The 19369-nt window shown below is 67.4% G+C and carries 14 protein-coding genes; 1 reads left to right on the forward strand and 13 read right to left on the reverse strand.

The features are described 5' to 3' along the window. Nucleotide 1: 1 nt before the first annotated feature. The 6 genes from DMH12_RS16260 to DMH12_RS16285 form a co-directional block, all read right to left on the reverse strand. Nucleotides 2-187: a hypothetical protein gene (locus DMH12_RS16260; protein WP_125492297.1), complete on the reverse strand. Its 186-nt coding sequence runs from the start codon at nt 185-187 to the stop codon at nt 2-4. A 251-nt stretch (nt 188-438) separates the two neighbouring features. Further along, the gene (gene tuf / locus DMH12_RS16265; protein WP_125492298.1) at nt 439-1632 is read right to left on the reverse strand and encodes an elongation factor Tu; all 1194 of its coding nucleotides are present in this window, start codon (nt 1630-1632) and stop codon (nt 439-441) included. Between the two features lie 169 nt (nt 1633-1801). Further along, nucleotides 1802-3928, reverse strand: coding sequence for an elongation factor G (gene fusA / locus DMH12_RS16270; protein WP_125492299.1), 2127 nt, complete (start codon nt 3926-3928; stop codon nt 1802-1804). A gap of 39 nt (nt 3929-3967) precedes the next feature. Then, complete coding sequence (gene rpsG / locus DMH12_RS16275) at nt 3968-4438, reverse strand: 30S ribosomal protein S7 (RefSeq protein ID WP_003974303.1); 471 nt, start codon at nt 4436-4438, stop codon at nt 3968-3970. A 2-nt stretch (nt 4439-4440) separates the two neighbouring features. Then, nucleotides 4441-4812: a 30S ribosomal protein S12 gene (rpsL, locus tag DMH12_RS16280; RefSeq protein WP_003948652.1), complete on the reverse strand. Its 372-nt coding sequence runs from the start codon at nt 4810-4812 to the stop codon at nt 4441-4443. Between the two features lie 218 nt (nt 4813-5030). After that, nucleotides 5031-6089, reverse strand: coding sequence for a glycosyltransferase family 2 protein (locus DMH12_RS16285; protein ID WP_260474225.1), 1059 nt, complete (start codon nt 6087-6089; stop codon nt 5031-5033). Nucleotides 6090-6190: 101 nt separating this feature from the next. Here DMH12_RS16285 and DMH12_RS16290 point away from each other — a divergent pair, with 101 nt between their 5' ends. Then, nucleotides 6191-7483 carry a hypothetical protein gene (locus DMH12_RS16290; protein ID WP_185832348.1) on the forward strand — a complete coding sequence of 431 codons (1293 nt, stop codon included), beginning with the start codon at nt 6191-6193 and terminating at the stop codon, nt 7481-7483. 21 nt (nt 7484-7504) lie between these two features. Here the strand turns inward: DMH12_RS16290 and DMH12_RS16295 are convergent, their stop codons facing one another. The 7 genes from DMH12_RS16295 to DMH12_RS16330 all read right to left on the reverse strand — a co-directional run bounded on the left by DMH12_RS16295 (nt 7505) and on the right by DMH12_RS16330 (nt 19350). Beyond that, on the reverse strand, nt 7505-7906 hold the full coding sequence (locus tag DMH12_RS16295) for a DUF3592 domain-containing protein (RefSeq protein ID WP_125492301.1): 402 nt from the start codon (nt 7904-7906) through the stop codon (nt 7505-7507). A 132-nt stretch (nt 7907-8038) separates the two neighbouring features. Next, complete coding sequence (locus DMH12_RS16300; protein WP_125492302.1) at nt 8039-11938, reverse strand: DNA-directed RNA polymerase subunit beta'; 3900 nt, start codon at nt 11936-11938, stop codon at nt 8039-8041. Between the two features lie 97 nt (nt 11939-12035). Then, nucleotides 12036-15521, reverse strand: a complete 3486-nt coding sequence (gene rpoB, locus DMH12_RS16305) for a DNA-directed RNA polymerase subunit beta (protein WP_125492303.1) — start codon at nt 15519-15521, stop codon at nt 12036-12038. A 588-nt stretch (nt 15522-16109) separates the two neighbouring features. Further along, complete coding sequence (rplL, locus tag DMH12_RS16315; RefSeq protein WP_125492304.1) at nt 16110-16499, reverse strand: 50S ribosomal protein L7/L12; 390 nt, start codon at nt 16497-16499, stop codon at nt 16110-16112. Between the two features lie 117 nt (nt 16500-16616). After that, a complete protein-coding gene (rplJ, locus tag DMH12_RS16320; protein WP_114533307.1) occupies nt 16617-17147 on the reverse strand; it encodes a 50S ribosomal protein L10 in 531 nt (176 codons plus the stop codon). 295 nt (nt 17148-17442) lie between these two features. Next, nucleotides 17443-18366, reverse strand: coding sequence for a DUF6612 family protein (locus tag DMH12_RS16325; RefSeq protein WP_260474226.1), 924 nt, complete (start codon nt 18364-18366; stop codon nt 17443-17445). Nucleotides 18367-18507: 141 nt separating this feature from the next. Beyond that, nucleotides 18508-19350 (reverse strand): hypothetical protein, encoded by an 843-nt coding sequence (locus tag DMH12_RS16330; protein ID WP_125492306.1) that lies wholly within the window; start codon nt 19348-19350, stop codon nt 18508-18510. Nucleotides 19351-19369: the final 19 nt, after the last annotated feature.

Raw genomic sequence — 19369 nt, forward strand, 5'->3', positions numbered from 1 at the left:
GTCAGTCCCAGATGGGATCCGGGACGGCACTGAAGCCCTGAGCCGGCGCGACGTCCCAGATCGGGTCCTGCGTGATGGCGACCCCCGCACCCGCCATGGTCCCGGCCGACGCGTGCGCGACTCCCGCTCCCGTCCCGACGGCGAGCATCAGCGTGACGACGGCGGCGCGAAGCAGGCTCTTACCCATGAAGAATTTCCCCCTCGGAAACCTGAATCCATTCGGATTCACAGCCGACCCCCGCCGGCTGACGTTCCGATCTTCGCCGAGTGGACGCAACACTCACCACAGAAAAAGAATGCAGGGACCTGCACTGGCAGCGTACTGACAGCGGAATCGGAAGTGCCGATTCATGCGAAAGGGCCCGTACGACGGGAGTCGTACGGGCCCTTTCAGGCATCAGCCCATGTCAGGTCGGTGGACCGACAAGCAAGCGGTGCTTACTTGTTGATCTTGGTGACCTGGCCGGCGCCCACGGTCCGGCCACCCTCACGGATGGCGAACTTCAGGCCCTCTTCCATGGCGACGGGCTGGATGAGCTCCACCTTCATCTCGGTGTTGTCACCCGGCATGACCATCTCGGTGCCCTCGGGGAGGGTCACGACGCCGGTCACGTCCGTCGTACGGAAGTAGAACTGCGGACGGTAGTTGTTGAAGAACGGCGTGTGGCGGCCACCCTCGTCCTTGGACAGGATGTAGGCCTGCGCCTCGAACTCGGTGTGCGGGGTGACCGAGCCCGGCTTGATGATGACCTGGCCGCGCTCGACGTCCTCGCGCTTGATGCCGCGGAGCAGGAGGCCGACGTTCTCACCGGCCTGGCCCTCGTCGAGCAGCTTGCGGAACATCTCGATGCCGGTGACCGTGGTGGTGGTCTTCTCGGTCTTGATGCCGATGATGTCGACGGTCTCGTTGACCTTGAGGATGCCGCGCTCGATACGACCGGTGACGACGGTGCCACGACCGGTGATCGTGAAGACGTCCTCGATCGGCATCAGGAACGGCTTGTCGACGTCGCGCTCGGGCTCCGGGATGGCCTCGTCCACGGCCTTCATGAGCTCCAGGACCGAGTTGCCCCACTCCTTGTCGCCCTCGAGGGCCTTCAGAGCGGAGACCTTGACGACCGGAACGTCGTCGCCCGGGAACTCGTACTCGGAGAGGAGCTCACGCACCTCGAGCTCGACGAGCTCCAGGATCTCCTCGTCGTCCACCATGTCGGCCTTGTTCAGGGCGACGACGATGTACGGAACGCCGACCTGGCGGGCCAGGAGCACGTGCTCCTTGGTCTGCGGCATCGGGCCGTCGGTCGCGGCGACCACGAGGATGGCGCCGTCCATCTGCGCCGCACCCGTGATCATGTTCTTGATGTAGTCCGCGTGACCGGGGCAGTCGACGTGCGCGTAGTGGCGCGTCTCGGTCTGGTACTCGACGTGCGCGATGGAGATGGTGATACCGCGCTGGCGCTCCTCGGGAGCCTTGTCGATCTGGTCGAAGGCCGAGGCCTCGTTCAGCTCGGGGTACGCGTCGTGCAGCACCTTGGTAATGGCGGCCGTGAGGGTCGTCTTACCGTGGTCGATGTGACCGATGGTGCCGATGTTGACGTGCGGCTTAGTCCGCTCGAACTTCGCCTTCGCCACTGGGGTCCTCCTGTGGAGTGGTTCTGTACGCCTTACTCATCGGCGCCAGGTGATCTTTGCTGGAAAGCCCGGGTGCCGGGGGCACTCCGCCGGTTTGCGGCGGAATGCCCCATGCAGGCTCCGGGGTCAAGCCTAAAGCGTGTGCACGGAGTCCGTTGAACGGAGTCCGCTACTCGCCCTTGGCCTTCGCGATGATCTCCTCGGCGACGTTCCGGGGAACCTCGGCGTAGGAGTCGAACTGCATCGAGTAGCTTGCGCGACCCGACGTCTTGCTGCGGAGGTCTCCGACGTAGCCGAACATCTCCGACAGCGGCACGAGGCCCTTCACGACGCGGGCACCCATCCGCTCCTCCATGGCCTGGATCTGGCCACGGCGGGAGTTGATGTCACCGATGACGTCGCCCATGTAGTCCTCGGGCGTGGTGACCTCGACGGCCATCATCGGCTCGAGGAGCACGGGCGAAGCCTTGCGCGCGGCCTCCTTGAAGGCCTGCGAACCGGCGATCTTGAAGGCGAGCTCGGAGGAGTCGACCTCGTGGTAGCCACCGTCGATGAGCGTGACGCGGACGCCCGTCATCTCGTAGCCGGCCAGGATGCCGAACTGCATGGCCTCCTGAGCACCGGCGTCCACCGAAGGGATGTACTCCTTCGGGATGCGGCCACCGGTCACCTTGTTCACGAACTCGTACGAGGCGTCGCCGCCCTCGATCGGCTCGATCGCGATCTGCACCTTGGCGAACTGACCGGTACCACCGGTCTGCTTCTTGTGGGTGTAGTCCACGCGCTCGACGGCCTTGCGGATCGTCTCGCGGTACGCGACCTGCGGCTTGCCGACGTTGGCCTCGACCTTGAACTCACGGCGCATGCGGTCGACCAGCACCTCGAGGTGCAGCTCGCCCATACCGCCGATGATGGTCTGGCCGGTCTCCTCGTCCGAGTGGACCTGGAAGGAGGGGTCCTCCTCCGCGAGGCGCTGGATCGCGACGCCGAGCTTCTCCTGGTCGCCCTTCGACTTGGGCTCGATGGCGACCTGGATGACCGGCGCCGGGAAGTCCATGGACTCCAGGATGACCGGGCTCTTGTCGTCGGACAGCGTCTCACCGGTGGTGGTCTGCTTCAGGCCCATGACGGCGACGATGTCGCCGGCGCCCACCGACTCGATCTCCTCACGCTTGTTCGCGTGCATGCGGTAGATCTTGCCGATGCGCTCCTTCTTGCCCTTGACGGAGTTCAGCACCGCGGTGCCGGACTGCAGGCGGCCCGAGTAGACCCGGACGAAGGTGAGCTTGCCGAGGTGCGGGTCGCTCATGATCTTGAACGCGAGCGCGGCCAGCGGCTCTTCCTCGGACGGCTTGCGCTTGACGACGACCTCGGGGTCCTTGACGTCGTGGCCCTCGATGGCCTCGACGTCGAGCGGGGTCGGCAGGTAGCGCACGACCGCGTCGAGCAGGGGCTGGACGCCCTTGTTCTTGAACGCGGTGCCGCAGAACACCGGGGTGACCGTGGTGTCGCTGGACTTGCCGGAGGCGATGGTGACACGACGGATCGCGGCGTACAGCTGCTCCTCGGTGGGCTCCTGGCCCTCGAGGAACATCTCCATGATCTCTTCGTCGTTCTCCGCGACGGCCTCGACCAGCTTGCCGCGCCACTCCTCGGCGGCCTCGGCGTGCGTGGCCGGGATGTCGACGGTGTCGTACATCTCGCCCTTGGCGGCCTCGGCGGACCACACGAGCGCCTTCATGCGGACCAGGTCCACGACGCCCTTGAAGTCGGCCTCGGCACCGATCGGGAGCTGCATGACGAGCGGCTGGGCGCCCAGGCGGTCCGAGATCATCTCCACGCAGCGGTGGAACTCGGCGCCGGTGCGGTCCAGCTTGTTCACGAAGCAGATGCGGGGCACGCCGTAGCGGTCGGCCTGACGCCACACCGTCTCGGACTGGGGCTCGACACCGGCGACACCGTCGAACACGGTCACGGCACCGTCGAGCACACGCAGGGAACGCTCCACCTCGACGGTGAAGTCGACGTGCCCCGGGGTGTCGATGATGTTGATCGTGTAGTCGTTGTCCTCGAGCGGCCAGTGACAGGTGGTCGCAGCAGACGTGATCGTGATGCCACGCTCCTGCTCCTGCTCCATCCAGTCCATCGTGGCGGCGCCGTCGTGGACCTCACCGATCTTGTACGACACACCGGTGTAGAACAGGATCCGCTCGGTGGTGGTCGTCTTGCCCGCGTCGATGTGGGCCATGATCCCGATGTTGCGGACCTTGGCCAGGTCAAGTGAAGTGGTAGCCATAAGGCTTCAGTCTTCTCTCGGTCTCGATGGGGGTAGCGACTACCAGCGGTAGTGCGCGAAGGCCTTGTTGGACTCGGCCATCTTGTGCGTGTCCTCGCGCTTCTTCACAGCGGCACCGAGGCCGTTGGAGGCGTCGAGGAGCTCGTTGAGCAGACGCTCGGTCATGGTCTTCTCGCGACGGGCGCGCGAGTAACCGACGAGCCAGCGCAGCGCGAGGGTGTTGGCGCGACCGGGCTTGACCTCGATCGGCACCTGGTACGTCGCACCACCGACACGGCGGGACTTGACCTCGAGGGTCGGCTTGATGTTCTCGAGAGCGCGCTTCAGCGTGATGACCGGGTCGTTGCCGGTCTTCTCGCGCAGGCCCTCCATGGCGCCGTAGACGATGCGCTCGGCGGTGGAGCGCTTGCCGTTCAGCAGCACCTTGTTGATCAGGGAGGTCACCAGAGGAGAACCGTAGACCGGGTCGATGATGACCGGGCGCTTCGGGGCGGGGCCCTTACGAGGCATTCTTACTTCTCCTTCTTGGCGCCGTAGCGGCTGCGGGCCTGCTTGCGGTTCTTGACACCCTGGGTGTCGAGCGAACCGCGGATGATCTTGTAGCGAACACCCGGCAGGTCCTTCACACGGCCGCCGCGCACGAGCACGATGGAGTGCTCCTGCAGGTTGTGCCCCTCACCCGGAATGTAAGCGGTGACCTCGATCCCGCTGGTCAGACGCACACGCGCGACCTTACGCAGGGCCGAGTTCGGCTTCTTCGGGGTGGTCGTGAACACACGCGTGCAGACGCCACGGCGCTGAGGGGAACCCTCGAGTGCGGGCGTCTTGTTCTTCTCGACCTTGTCCTGCCGGCCCTTCCGGACCAGCTGCTGGATCGTAGGCACTACTTCTCCGGTTTCTGTGTGCCGAATGGTGAAGCTAACCCGGAACGTCGCCGACCCACGCGGTCGGGTGTGTCGAAGCCGCGAACCCCTGCCGACAAGCGGGAGAGAGCGCGGATTGCGGTGGCCGGTCACGACCCTCACCGCGGTTGAAGACACGCACGAGGGCCAGGGCACACCCCAGGCACAAGGTCTGAGCGTACCTACCGCATTCGCTGCGGTCAAAACAAATGGGCGGCGCGGGCATCCGTACCCGATTCGTCACGCTGTGTCCCGATCGTTCCGTCGCCGGGCACCGGTGCGGGTGCCGGTACGGGCGGGGGCGCCGCGGTGTCGTCCCGGACGAAGTACGTCGGCCGGTTCTGCACCGCCGTGTAGATGCGCCCGACGTACTCACCGAGCAGACCGACGCAGATCAGCTGCACCCCGCCGATGAACACGATGCCGGTGAAGAGCGAGGTCCAGCCGGGGACCGTGCGGCCCAGCGCGAAGGCGGTCAGCGTGTAGACCAGCAGCCCCAGGCAGACGACGAAGGCGCCGGCGCCCAGCCAGGTGGCGATGCGCAGCGGGGCCGCCGAGAAGCCGGTCACGCTGTCGACGGCGAGGCGGATCATCCGGCCCAGCGGGTACTTGGTGCGGCCGGCGGTGCGCGGCGCCCGCTCGTAGGTCACCGAACCGCTCGGGAAGCCCAGCCACGGCACGAGGAGCCGGTAGACGCGCTGCTGGTCCGGCAGGGCCTTCAGCGCGTCCACGGCGGCCCGGCTGAGCAGCCGGAAGTCGCCGGCCTGCGCGAGCACGGACGGACCCGCCAGGCGCCGCATCAGGCGGTAGTAGACGCCCGCCGACCACCGCTTGAACCCGGAGTCGCTGCTGCGGTCGGCGCGCACGCCGTAGACGATGTCCAGGCCCTGCGCACGGGCCAGCTCCAGCATCTCCGGGATCTTCTCCGGCGGGTCCTGGAGGTCGGCGTCGAGACTGACGACGTAGGCGCCCACGGCCCGGTCGAGGCCCGCGGTGAGGGCCGCCTGGTGTCCGGAGTTGCGCCGCAACGCGACCACGCGCAGCTCCGGCCAGCCCAGCCGGAAGGCGGCCAGCAGCTCCGCCGTGCGGTCGCCGCTGCCGTCGTCCACCACGACGACCTCGTGCCGCACGCCCAGCTCCGTCAGGACCGGGCGCAACCTGCTGACCAGCGCGGGCAGGACCTCTTCCTCGTTGTACATGGGTATGACGACCGACAGCACGACGGGTTCGTGCTGCTCCGCGTCCGGTTCCTCGGGCACCGCGCCTCCCCTCTCCCCGACACTGAGCACAGATGTGCGACTCTTGTGCGATCTTATGGCAGCAAGTGACGGTTGAGGGTGGCCCGAGGGGGATGACAGCCATGGACACGGCTGCCGACGACGCGGTGACCGACGGGTCGGACGGCGCGCGCACGGCACGGCCCGACGGGCCCCGGGAACGCCCCTGGGCGACCTGGCCGCCCCGGCTGCCGGACGGCGCCCGGCCCTATCTGGCCCCGCTCCTCCTGTACGGCGTCACCAAGCTGGTCGGCCTCGGCGTCTTCGCCACGCTGCTGACGTACGCCGGGGACTTCCGCGAGAAGAACCCGCGCTTCGGCGGTGGCGCCCACTGGTGGGACGTCCTGGCCACCTGGGACGGCTGGTGGTACCTCCAGGTCGCCGAACACGGCTACCACCCCTCCCTGGTCCGGCTCGACTCCGACGGCCTGTTCACGGTCCAGCAGAACTCGGTGGCGTTCTTCCCCCTCTACCCGGCCCTGATCCGCATGGTCTCGGAGTCCACCGGCCTCGGCCTGTACGGCTCCGGGATCCTGGTCTCGGTCGTCTCGTCGTTCATCGCGGCGGCGGGCATCTACGCGGTGATCTCGCTGCTCGCGGGTGCCCGCGCGGGCACCATCGCGGCCGGCCTGTGGGCCGTGGCCCCCGGAGCGGGCGTCGAATGGGCCGTCTACTCCGAGTCCCTGTTCGTCGCCATCGCCGCCTGGGCCTGCTACGCCGTGATGACCCGGCGCTGGGTGGTGGCCGGGCTGCTCGCCTTCACCGCCGGCCTGAACCGCCCCACCTCCGCCGTGCTGATCGGCGCCGTGGGACTCGCCGCCCTGGTGACGCTGGCCCGCCCCGAGTCCCGGCGCGAACACGGGATACGCGGCCCGGTGTACGCCATGCTCGTCGCCCCGCTCGGCCTGCTCGGCTACATCGCCTGGGTCGGCTGGAGCACGGGCGAGGCCACCGCGTACTTCACCCTCCAGCGCGAGGGCTGGGCCCACTTCTTCGACTACGGCGCCTACACCCTGGACGTGCTGCGCAACCTCACCGTGGGCAAGGGCGACTACCACTTCGCCTTCTCCACCCCGGACCTGCTCTCCCTCCAGCTGGTCCTGGCGCTGCCCTTCCTGATCGCCCTGATGCTGCGCAAGCGGCCCCCGCTGGTCCTGGTCGCCTACACCCTGGCCTCGATCATCACGGTCCTGGGCACCCAGCAGATGTTCGGCAACACCATGCGCTACCTGCTCCCCGCCTTCCCCCTGCTCCTGGCCCCGGCCGCGGCCCTGAGCCGCCTGAAGCTCCCGAGCCTGATCGTCTTCTTCACCACGGCGGCCCTCGCCTCCGGCTGGTACGCCCACTACGTGATCTTCGAACTGGGCGTGCCGTAGCCACCGTGCCGTGCGGCGTCCTCACAGCATGAAGAGCAGCCCCGTCACCGCCGCCACCCACAACGCGCCCATGACGGCCGTCAGGGCCGTGTCGTACCCCACCCGCCGGGTCGCCTCGAACAGCAGCATCGCGCGCTCCGGCCGCCCCGGCTCGTGGACGACCTCCACCACGTCGCCCACCTCCACCGGGGGGACGGAGTACCGCGACGAGCGGACCGTGAGCTCCTGCCCGGCTCCGGCGGAGTACGTGCAGACGGCGCCCACGTAGCCGCCGCTCGGCCAGTAGTGGCTGACGCATTCGCCCTCGACGCGGGTGCCCGCGGACTCGAGTCGCCCCGCCTTGCGCAGGGCGTACAGGTTGGTGCCCAGCACCAACGACGAGCCGCACACCAGGACGACGAGGACGATTCCTATCGCGAGCACGACAACTCCCGGGCCGGAGGGCGGATGGTGCGAAGATCGGACGACGCACGTGATTCTGCCCCACGTCCGTGCACGCCGAAGGGCGGCCACCCACTCGGGGTGACCGCCCTTCGGTCGTATCAAGCTGCCCGCTTACTGGTTGTACGGACCGTAGTCGTAGTCCTCCAGCGGAACGGCCTGGCCGGAGCCCGTGCCGAACGGCGAGTAGTCGATGTCGTCGTAGCCGACGGCCGAGTACATCGCGGCCTTGGCCTCCTCGGTCGGCTCGACCCGGATGTTGCGGTAGCGGGACAGACCCGTACCGGCCGGGATGAGCTTACCGATGATGACGTTCTCCTTGAGGCCGATGAGGCTGTCGGACTTGGCGTTGATCGCCGCGTCCGTCAGGACCCTCGTCGTCTCCTGGAAGGAGGCGGCCGACAGCCAGGACTCCGTCGCCAGCGAGGCCTTGGTGATACCCATCAGCTGCGGACGGCCGGAGGCCGGGTGACCGCCCTCCTGGACCACACGACGGTTCTCGGTCTCGAACTTCGTGCGCTCGACCAGCTCGCCGGGCAGCAGCTCCGCGTCGCCCGACTCGATGATCGTCACGCGGCGCAGCATCTGCCGGATGATGATCTCGATGTGCTTGTCGTGGATCGACACACCCTGCGAGTTGTAGACCTTCTGGACCTCGCCGACCAGGTGGACCTGGACGGCACGCTGACCCAGGATGCGCAGCACGTCGTGCGGGTTGGTGGCACCCACGGTGAGCTTCTGGCCCACCTCGACGTGGTCGCCCTCGCCCACGAGCAGACGGGCACGCTTCGAGATCGGGAACGCCGTCTCGTCGCTGCCGTCGTCCGGGGTGACGACGATCTTCTTCGTCTTCTCGGTCTCCTCGATCCGGACGCGGCCGGAGGCCTCGGAGATCGGGGCGACACCCTTCGGGGTACGGGCCTCGAAGAGCTCGACGACACGCGGCAGACCCTGGGTGATGTCGTCACCGGCCACACCACCGGTGTGGAAGGTACGCATCGTCAGCTGGGTGCCGGGCTCACCGATGGACTGGGCGGCGATGATGCCGACCGCCTCACCGATGTCGACCAGCTTGCCGGTGGCCAGCGAGCGGCCGTAGCACATGGCGCAGGTGCCGACCTGGGACTCGCAGGTCAGGATCGAACGGGTCTTGACCTCCTCGACGCCGTGGGCGACCAGGGCGTCGATCAGGACGTCACCGAGGTCGACGTTGGCCGGCGCGATCACCTTGCCGTCGATGACGACGTCCTCGGCGAGCATGCGGGCGTAGACGCTGGTCTCGACGTCCTCGGCCTTGCGCAGCGTCCCGTCCGCGTCACGCGTGGCGATCGGCAGCTTGAGACCGCGCTCGGTGCCGCAGTCCTCCTCGCGAATGATGACGTCCTGGGAGACGTCGACCAGACGACGCGTGAGGTAACCCGAGTCGGCGGTACGCAGGGCGGTGTCCGCCAGACCCTTACGGGCACCGTGCGTGGAGATGAAGTACTCCAGCACGGACAGGCCCTCACGGAACGAGGCCTTGATCGGACGCGGAATCGTCTCGTTCTTGGCGTTCGACACCAGACCACGCATACCGGCGATCTGACGCATCTGCATCATGTTGCCTCGTGCACCCGAGTTCACCATCATGAAGATCGGGTTGGTCTTCGGGAAGTTCTCGTTCATCGCCTCGGCGACCTCGTTGGTCGCCTTGGTCCAGATCGCGATGAGTTCCTGCGTGCGCTCGTCCTTGGTGATCAGACCGCGCTCGTACTGCTTCTGGACCTTCTCGTCCTGCGCCTCGTAGCCCTTGACGATCTCCTTCTTCGCCTCGGGAACGACGACGTCGGAGATGGCCACGGTGACGCCGGAACGGGTCGCCCAGAAGAAGCCGGCCGCCTTCAGGTTGTCGAGCGTCGCCGCCACGATGACCTTCGGGTAGCGCTCGGCGAGGTCGTTGACGATCTCGGAGAGCTGCTTCTTGCCGACCTCGTAGTCGACGAACGGGTAGTCCTCGGGCAGCAGCTCGTTGAAGAGCGCGCGGCCCAGCGTGGTCTTCAGGGTGAAGGTGTCACCCTGCTGCCACTCCGGCTCACCCTCCTCGCGGGCCGGGGGCTCCCAGCCGCGGGGCGGGATGGTGCCCACCGGGAAGCGGATGTCGACCTTCGACTGGAGCGACAGGTCGCCCGCGTCGAACGCCATGATCGCCTCGGCGGCGGAACCGAACGCACGGCCCTCGCCCTTGAGGTCCCGGCCCTCGCCGTCGGTGGTGAGGAAGAACAGACCGAGGACCATGTCCTGGGTCGGCATCGTCACCGGACGGCCGTCGGCCGGCTTGAGGATGTTGTTCGAGGACAGCATCAGGATGCGGGCCTCGGCCTGCGCCTCCGCGGAGAGCGGCAGGTGGACGGCCATCTGGTCACCGTCGAAGTCCGCGTTGAACGCGGTGCAGACGAGCGGGTGGATCTGGATGGCCTTGCCCTCGACCAGCTGCGGCTCGAAGGCCTGGATGCCGAGGCGGTGCAGGGTGGGCGCACGGTTCAGCAGAACCGGGTGCTCCGCGATGACCTCTTCCAGCACGTCGTACACGACCGTGCGGCCGCGCTCGACCATGCGCTTGGCGCTCTTGATGTTCTGCGCGTGGTTCAGGTCGACCAGGCGCTTCATCACGAACGGCTTGAAGAGCTCCAGCGCCATGGCCTTCGGGAGACCGCACTGGTGCAGCTTCAGCTGCGGGCCGACGACGATGACGGAACGCGCCGAGTAGTCGACTCGCTTGCCGAGCAGGTTCTGACGGAAGCGGCCCTGCTTGCCCTTGAGCATGTCGGACAGCGACTTCAGCGGACGGTTGCCGGGGCCCGTCACCGGGCGGCCGCGACGGCCGTTGTCGAAGAGCGCGTCGACGGCCTCCTGGAGCATGCGCTTCTCGTTGTTCACGATGATCTCGGGCGCGCCGAGGTCGAGAAGCCGCTTCAGGCGGTTGTTGCGGTTGATGACGCGGCGGTACAGGTCGTTCAGGTCGGAGGTCGCGAAGCGGCCACCGTCCAGCTGCACCATCGGACGCAGGTCCGGCGGGATGACCGGCACGCAGTCCAGCACCATGCCCTTGGGGCTGTTGCTGGTCTGCAGGAACGCGGAGACGACCTTGAGGCGCTTGAGCGCACGGGTCTTCTTCTGGCCCTTGCCGGTGCGGATGATCTCGCGGAGGCGCTCGGCCTCCTCGTCGAGGTCGAAGGACTCCAGGCGCTTCTGCAGCGCGGCGGCGCCCATCGAGCCGTCGAAGTAGGTGCCGAAGCGGTCGCGCAGCTCGCGGTAGAGCAGCTCGTCGCCCTCCAGGTCCTGGACCTTGAGGTTCTTGAACCGGTTCCACACCTCGTCGAGGCGGTCGATCTCGCGCTGCGCACGGTCGCGCAGCTGCTTCATCTCACGCTCGGCACCCTCGCGCACCTTGCGGCGCACGTCGGCCTTGGCACCCTCGGCCTCCAGCTCGGCCAGGTCGGTCTCGAGCTTCTTGGCGCGGGCCTCGAGGTCGGCGTCGCGGCGCTGCTCGATCTGCTGGCGCTCGACGGAGACGTGGGCCTCCAGCGACGGCAGGTCGCGCGTACGGCGCTCCTCGTCCACGAACGTGATCATGTACGCGGCGAAGTAGATGACCTTCTCGAGGTCCTTCGGCGCCAGGTCCAGCAGGTAGCCCAGGCGCGACGGGACGCCCTTGAAGTACCAGATGTGGGTGACGGGAGCGGCCAGCTCGATGTGGCCCATCCGCTCACGGCGCACCTTGGCGCGGGTGACCTCGACGCCACAGCGCTCGCAGATGATGCCCTTGAAGCGGACGCGCTTGTACTTGCCGCAGTAGCACTCCCAGTCCCGGGTCGGACCGAAGATCTTCTCGCAGAAGAGTCCGTCCTTCTCGGGCTTGAGGGTGCGGTAGTTGATGGTCTCGGGCTTCTTGACCTCGCCGTGGCTCCACTGACGGATGTCGTCAGCGGTGGCCAGACCGATCCGGAGCTCGTCGAAGAAGTTGACGTCGAGCACTATGCGTCAATCCCTCTCAGGGTTGTAAGTCTGTGGTCTGAAACGGGGGTCGCGGGATCGGCGGGGCCTGTGCGGAACAGGCCCCGCCTGACTCCCGTCAGACCTCTTCGACGCTGCTCGGCTCGCGCCGCGACAGGTCGATGCCGAGCTCCTCCGCTGCGCGGAAGACGTCCTCGTCGGTGTCACGCATCTCGATGGACATGCCGTCCGAGGACAGCACCTCCACGTTGAGGCACAGGGACTGCATCTCCTTGATGAGCACCTTGAAGGACTCGGGGATGCCGGGCTCAGGGATGTTCTCGCCCTTGACGATGGCCTCGTAGACCTTCACGCGGCCGGTCACGTCGTCGGACTTGATCGTCAGCAGCTCCTGGAGGGCGTACGCGGCGCCGTAAGCCTCCAGCGCCCACACCTCCATCTCACCGAAGCGCTGGCCACCGAACTGGGCCTTACCACCCAGCGGCTGCTGGGTGATCATCGAGTACGGGCCGGTCGACCGGGCGTGCAGCTTGTCGTCGACCAGGTGGTGCAGCTTGAGGATGTACATGTACCCGACCGAGATCGGGTCCGGGAACGGCTCACCGCTGCGGCCGTCGAACAGCCGCGCCTTGCCGGTCGGGAGCACCATGCGCTCGCCGTCCCGGTTCGGGATGGTGTGCTGGAGCAGGCCGGCCAGCTCGTCCTCGCGCGCACCGTCGAAGACCGGGGTGGCGACGTTGGTGCCGGGCTCGACCTTGTCGGCGCCGATGGCCTGGAGGCGCTGCGCCCACTCCTCCGCGAGGCCGGAGACGTCCCAGCCGCGGCTGGCGAGCCAGCCGAGGTGGATCTCCAGGACCTGTCCCGGGTTCATTCGGGACGGGACACCCAGCGGGTTCAGGATGATGTCGACGGGCGTGCCGTCCTCCAGGAACGGCATGTCCTCGATCGGGTTGATCTTGGAGATGACGCCCTTGTTGCCGTGACGGCCGGCGAGCTTGTCACCGTCGGTGATCTTGCGCTTCTGCGCCACGTACACGCGCACCAGCTGGTTCACACCGGGGGGAAGCTCGTCGCCCTCCTCGCGGTCGAAGACGCGGACGCCGATGACCTTGCCGATCTCGCCGTGCGGCACCTTCAGGGAGGTGTCGCGCACCTCGCGCGCCTTCTCACCGAAGATCGCGCGGAGCAGGCGCTCCTCCGGGGTCAGCTCGGTCTCGCCCTTGGGCGTGACCTTGCCGACGAGGATGTCGCCGGCGACGACCTCGGCACCGATGCGGATGATGCCGCGCTCGTCGAGGTCGGCGAGGACCTCCTCGGAGACGTTCGGGATGTCCCGGGTGATCTCCTCGGGGCCGAGCTTGGTGTCACGGGCGTCGACCTCGTGCTCCTCGATGTGGATCGAGGAGAGGACGTCGTCCTGCACGAGGCGCTGCGACAGGATGATCGCGTCCTCGTAGTTGTGACCCTCCCACGGCATGAACGCGACCAGCAGGTTCTTGCCGAGCGCCATCTCGCCGTTCTCGGTGGCCGGACCGTCGGCCAGGACCTGGCCCTCGATGATCCGGTCGCCCTCGGCGACGATGACCTTCTGGTTGACCGAGGTGCCCTGGTTGGACCGGGAGAACTTGGCCAGGCGGTACGTGATGTACGTGCCGTCGTCGTTGGTGGTGGTGATGTAGTCCGCGGAGACCTCCTGGACCACACCCGCCTTCTCGGCCTTGACCACGTCACCGGCGTCGGCGGCGGAGCGGTACTCCATGCCGGTGCCGACCAGCGGGGACTCGCTCTTGATGAGCGGCACCGCCTGACGCATCATGTTCGCGCCCATGAGGGCACGGTTGGCGTCGTCGTGCTCGAGGAACGGGATCATCGCGGTCGCGACCGACACCATCTGGCGCGGCGAGACGTCCATGTAGTCGACGTCGTCACCGGGGACGTAGTCGACCTCGCCGCCACGACGGCGGACCAGGACGCGGGCCTCGGAGAAGCGCATGTCGTCGTTGAGCGTGGCGTTGGCCTGCGCGATGACGAAGCGGTCCTCCTCGTCGGCGGTCAGGTAGTCCACCTCGTCGGTGACCTGGCCGTCGACGACCTTGCGGTACGGCGTCTCGATGAAACCGAACGGGTTGATCCGGCCGTACGAGGCGAGCGAACCGATCAGACCGATGTTCGGGCCTTCGGGCGTCTCGATCGGGCACATGCGGCCGTAGTGCGACGGGTGAACGTCACGGACCTCGAAGCCGGCCCGCTCACGGGAGAGACCACCCGGGCCGAGGGCGTTCAGACGACGCTTGTGCGTCAGCCCCGACAGCGGGTTGTTCTGGTCCATGAACTGGGACAGCTGGCTGGTGCCGAAGAACTCCTTGATGGAGGCGACGACCGGCCGGATGTTGATCAGGGTCTGCGGCGTGATCGCCTCGACGTCCTGGGTGGTCATGCGCTCGCGCACGACGCGCTCCATACGGGCGAGACCCGTACGGACCTGGTTCTGGATCAGCTCGCCGACGTTGCGGATGCGGCGGTTGCCGAAGTGGTCGATGTCGTCGGTCTCGACGACGATCTCCCGGCCCGACTCGCCGACCGTCTCGGTCTCACCGGCGTGCAGCTTCACCAGGTACTTGATGGTGGCGATGACGTCGTCGGTGGTGAGCACGCCGGCGTCCAGCGGCTCGTCCGCGCCGAGCTTCTTGTTGACCTTGTAGCGGCCGACCTTGGCGAGGTCGTAGCGCTTCGGGTTGAAGTACAGGTTCTCCAGAAGCGTCTGCGCGGCCTCACGGGTGGGGGGCTCGCCCGGACGCAGCTTGCGGTAGATGTCGAGCAGCGCGTCGTCCTGGCCCTGGGTGTGATCCTTCTCCAGGGTGGCGCGCATGGACTCGTACTCGCCGAACTCCTCGAGGATCTGCTCGGTGGTCCAACCGAGCGCCTTGAGCAGGACGGTCACGGACTGCTTGCGCTTGCGGTCGATGCGCACACCGACCATGTCGCGCTTGTCGATCTCCATCTCCAGCCAGGCACCCCGGGACGGGATGATCTTGGCGGAGAAGATGTCCTTGTCGGACGTCTTGTCGATGGAGGAGTCGAAGTAGACGCCGGGCGAACGGACCAGCTGCGAGACCACGACACGCTCGGTGCCGTTGATGACGAAGGTGCCCTTGTTGGTCATGAGCGGGAAGTCGCCCATGAAGACCGTCTGGGACTTGATCTCGCCGGTCTCGTTGTTGGTGAACTCGGCGGTGACGAAGAGCGGGGCCGCGTACGTGAAGTCACGGTCCTTGCACTCGTCGATGCTGTTCTTCGGAGGCTCGAAACGGTGGTCGCGGAACGTCAGCGACATCGACCCGGAGAAGTCCTCGATCGGCGAGATCTCCTCGAAGATCTCCTCCAGACCGGACTTGGTGGGGACGTCCTGACCGGACTCCAGAGCCGACTCGACGCGAGCCTTCCAGGCGTCGTTGCCGAGGAGCCAGTCGAAGCTCTCGGTTTGCAGCGCGAGAAGGTTCGGAACCTCGAGGGGCTCCTTGATCTTTGCAAAGGAGATGCGCAGCGGGGCGGTGCTGGCAGCGTTGTTCGTATTCGCGGTCGAGGCATTGCGCGAGGCGGCCAAGAGGGGGTCCTTCCGAGGGCTCGGACTCACTACGCGCGTACCGGTCCCTCTTCCGTGCACTAAGACAGGGGGTGCCAGATGTGGCTAAAGAGCCAGGTCAGGCATGCTCTGGTCGTCAGTGCTCGGGCGAGGGCAGACCCCTGGTGACGGGCAGGGGGCAGCTAACAGGCAGCGCAAAGGGTCAGTGTAGCCACTTGGCACACTGATGTCCAGTGCGGTTCTCGGGGACCGTGTTCGCTCCTCGTTGTTCTCACCACCTGTGCGGCAAGGCCTCGCCCTCAACGCACCCAGATACTGCCCTCTTCGCCGTCGATCCATGCCTCGGATTCGGATCCTTGTGACGACGCCCTGAGAATTGCGCGCTGCGTGCGGTTCGTCAAGGCCCCCCTTGCCCAAACCGGTTGCCGCCAGGGGCTCTCAGGGCCCCGGCGACGGCACAACGAAGATCACCATACTCTCCGCCGTCACGCGTGCAAGGCAGCCGCCGCCGGACCTCCGATACGCCGAAGAGCGACCACCCGGATGGATGATCGCTCTTCGGTGCTACGGCGTTACAGATCCTGACGGATCCGTGGTGCCTTCGTGGTCTTACTTGACCTCGACGGAGGCGCCGGCGCCCTCGAGGGACTCCTTGGCCTTGTCCGCGGCGTCCTTGGCGACCTTCTCGAGGACGGGCTTCGGGGCGCCGTCCACGAGGTCCTTGGCCTCCTTCAGACCCAGGGAGGTCAGCTCGCGCACGACCTTGATGACCTGGATCTTCTTGTCGCCGGCACCCGTGAGGATGACGTCGAACTCGTCCTGCTCGGCCTCGGCCTCGGCAGCGGCGCCACCAGCGGCACCACCGGCGACGACGACCGGCGCGGCAGCGGCGGCGGTGACGTCGAACTTCTCCTCGAAGGCCTTCACGAACTCGGAGAGCTCGATGAGGGTCATCTCCTCGAACTGGGCGAGCAGGTCGTCCTGGCTGAGCTTCGCCATGATGGCGGTCCTTCCACTAATTCGGCAGGTGCCGGATGTACGGGGTGAGGCGGGCGTACGTCGGCCCGCTGCGATCCGTGCCGCGCTCAGGCGGCCCGGATCAGAAAGCGAGCCGAGTTACTCGGCACCGCCCTGCTCGTCCTGCTTGGCACGGAGCGCGTCCACGGTGCGGACGAGCTTCGAGGGCAGCGCCTGGAAGACGGAGGCAGCCTGGGACTGCTTCGCCTTGAAGGCACCGGCCAGCTTGGAGAGCAGAACCTCGCGGGACTCGAGGTCCGCAAGCTTCTTGATCTCGTCGGCGGACAGCGCCTTGCCGTCAAGGACACCGCCCTTGATGACGAGGTTGGGGTTGTCCTTGGCGAAGTCGCGCAGACCCTTCGCCGACTCCACCGGGTCACCGGTGACGAAGGCGACGGCCGTCGGACCAGCGAAGAGCTGGTCGTCGAGCGTGATCCCGGCCTCGTTGGCCGCAATCTTGGTCAGCGTGTTCTTCACCACGGCGTACTGGGCGTTCTCACCGAGCGACCGGCGCAGCGTCTTGAGCTGCGCCACGGTGAGACCGCGGTACTCGGTCAGCACGGCGGCGTTGGAGCTGCGGAACTTGTCCGTCAGCTCGGCAACCGCGGCAGCCTTCTCGGGCGTCGCCATAGAGCCTCGGCCTCCTTCCGGGTGATTCGGACCGCGCGGACCCGAAGGAGGACTGGGGAAAACGAAACGCCCCGGCGCAGGCGCACGGGGCGTGGCTCGACCGTCGCTCACGCGCACGAGGCGCGGACTCCGGGAGCTCATCCACAGTCACCTGCGCGGGTCGTCCGCAGTTCAGCGGATCCTTCGGCCACCGTGTCCTCTTTCGAACACACGGCAACGACCAGCGGTCTTTGGCTTCTGAAGAAAGGTACCCGACCGCACCAGCGGCGGGCAAATCCGCCCCCGGAGCGGGGGGTCAGGTCGAGGAACCGAGGTCCAGCGCTTCCAGTTCGGCCAGCTCCTCGGCGTCGAGTCCCCCCGCCTCCGTGCCGTCACCGGCCAGGTCCTCCAGCTGCTTGAGCATCTCCATCATGTCGAAGGTGTCGGCCGCGGGCGGTACCTCGACCTGGGCCTTGGCGCCGTAGTCCGACAGCTTCATGCTCATGTCGACGTCGCCCTGCGGAGTGTTCATCACGACGTCCATGCGCACGGGCAGGTCTGCGTCGTTCACCCAGACGTCGGTGTCGTAGCCCTTGATGCCGGACTTCTCGATGTTCGCCAGCAGTTCCTTGCGCTCCGCGGGCTTCAGCGTGTCCAGGCTCTCGTTGCTCTCCATCATCTCCTTGACGGTGAGCGTGCCCTTGTAGTGCTGAGCCGTGACTCCGTAGACCTTCTCCTCACCGACGTGCTTGATGTTCGGCGACTCCAGGAGGAGGGCGAGCTGCTCGGTCGGGTCCTGGTTCATGTTCTCGACGCCGGACAGCGCCTGACCGGCTTCCGCGCCCGCGGACTCGGCAGCGGCCTTGAGGTCCAGCTTCATCCAGCGCTTGCCGTCCATGTCCTTGGCGGCGGCCCCGCCCATGTCCATGTACATCACGTTGTCCCGCCAGACCATCCGGACCTGCTCCGGGGAGCCGGGCTCGGCGGTCAGCATGGAGCCCTTCATGGTCACGTCCATGACCGTCGGGTCCCAGCCCATGACGCCGTTCATCTGCGCGTCGCCCCCGCCGTCCAGCGCGGCCGGCATCGACATGGTCATCTCGACCTTGGCGGACTTCGCCTCGGCGGTCTTCTCGTACGCAGCGGTGAGCACCTGCTGGACGGACCGCTCGCCACCAGAGGCAGCCCCGTCGTCCCCACCGCATCCGACGGCACCGCCGGCCAGCACCAGAGCCGCCACACCAGCGAGCTTCGCCCCACCCCGGGCGTGCAGGTAATTCCCCATCGTCCCCCCCAAGGAACGTGCCAACAGAGAGTTGGCCACAAGAAGTTCAATTATGAAGGCTCTGTGAGCTTAGCCCACGGCAATTTCACGCCTCCCTCATTGATCCGCTGCCGACTCCCCCAGCAGCTCCCTGAAGTCGGCCGTGTCCGCGGCCGCAGGACGCTCGGCGGAGACCTCGACGCCGTAGTCGCTGTAGTACGCGCTCTGAGTCAGCTCCCCGGTCTTCGTCCGCCCCCGCTCGACCTTCTTGACCAGCAGGTTCCGGTCGTCGACCCAGATGTCGACGGTCTGGGCGGTGGGCCCGCCGACGGTGCCGGACCAGTGGGTGGCGCGTCGGCCGCGCGTCTTCTCCTCGCCCACCTTGCGCACGTCCTTGGCGGTCAGCAGCAGCTTCACCGCCTGGTGGGGCGTGGTGTTGCGCATCTGGTCCGCGAACCCGGCGCCCGCGCCGCCGCCGAGGTCCTCCAGGTCGGCGTAGTCGTACTTGATCCAGTGCCGGCCGCCGACCCGGGCGGCGAACTCGTCGCCCATGCGGGCGTAGTAGGCGTCCGCCAGGTACCGGGCCTCCATCGCGGTGGTGCCCAGCCTGCGCATCGTCTCGGCGGTGGTGCCGCCGGTGTACGTGATCATGAGGGTGCCGGTGAGGCCGTCGTGCCAGCCGAGGGCGCCGGTGGCCTCCAGGGACAGCTCGCCGCCCATCACCGTCGTGGACTCCACCCGCGCCGAACCCGCCCGACCGGTCGCCCGCTCGACGGCACGCAGGGCGTCGGCCGAAGGGCCGGTGAGGGCCGGAGGACCGGAGGACGCCGGCGCGGAGGACCGCGGGGCGGAGGACGGCGAGGCGGCGGGCTCCCCGGAGGACGTACAGGCCGTGACGCCCGCCAGCATGACCGACAGCGCTACCGAGACGACCGTACGGCGTACCGTCGTGCCCCTCATCCGCCCACCCCCTGTGCCC

Source organism: Streptomyces sp. WAC 04229, from assembly GCF_003947455.1.
In the GTDB taxonomy this organism is placed as follows: Bacteria; Actinomycetota; Actinomycetes; order Streptomycetales; family Streptomycetaceae; genus Streptomyces.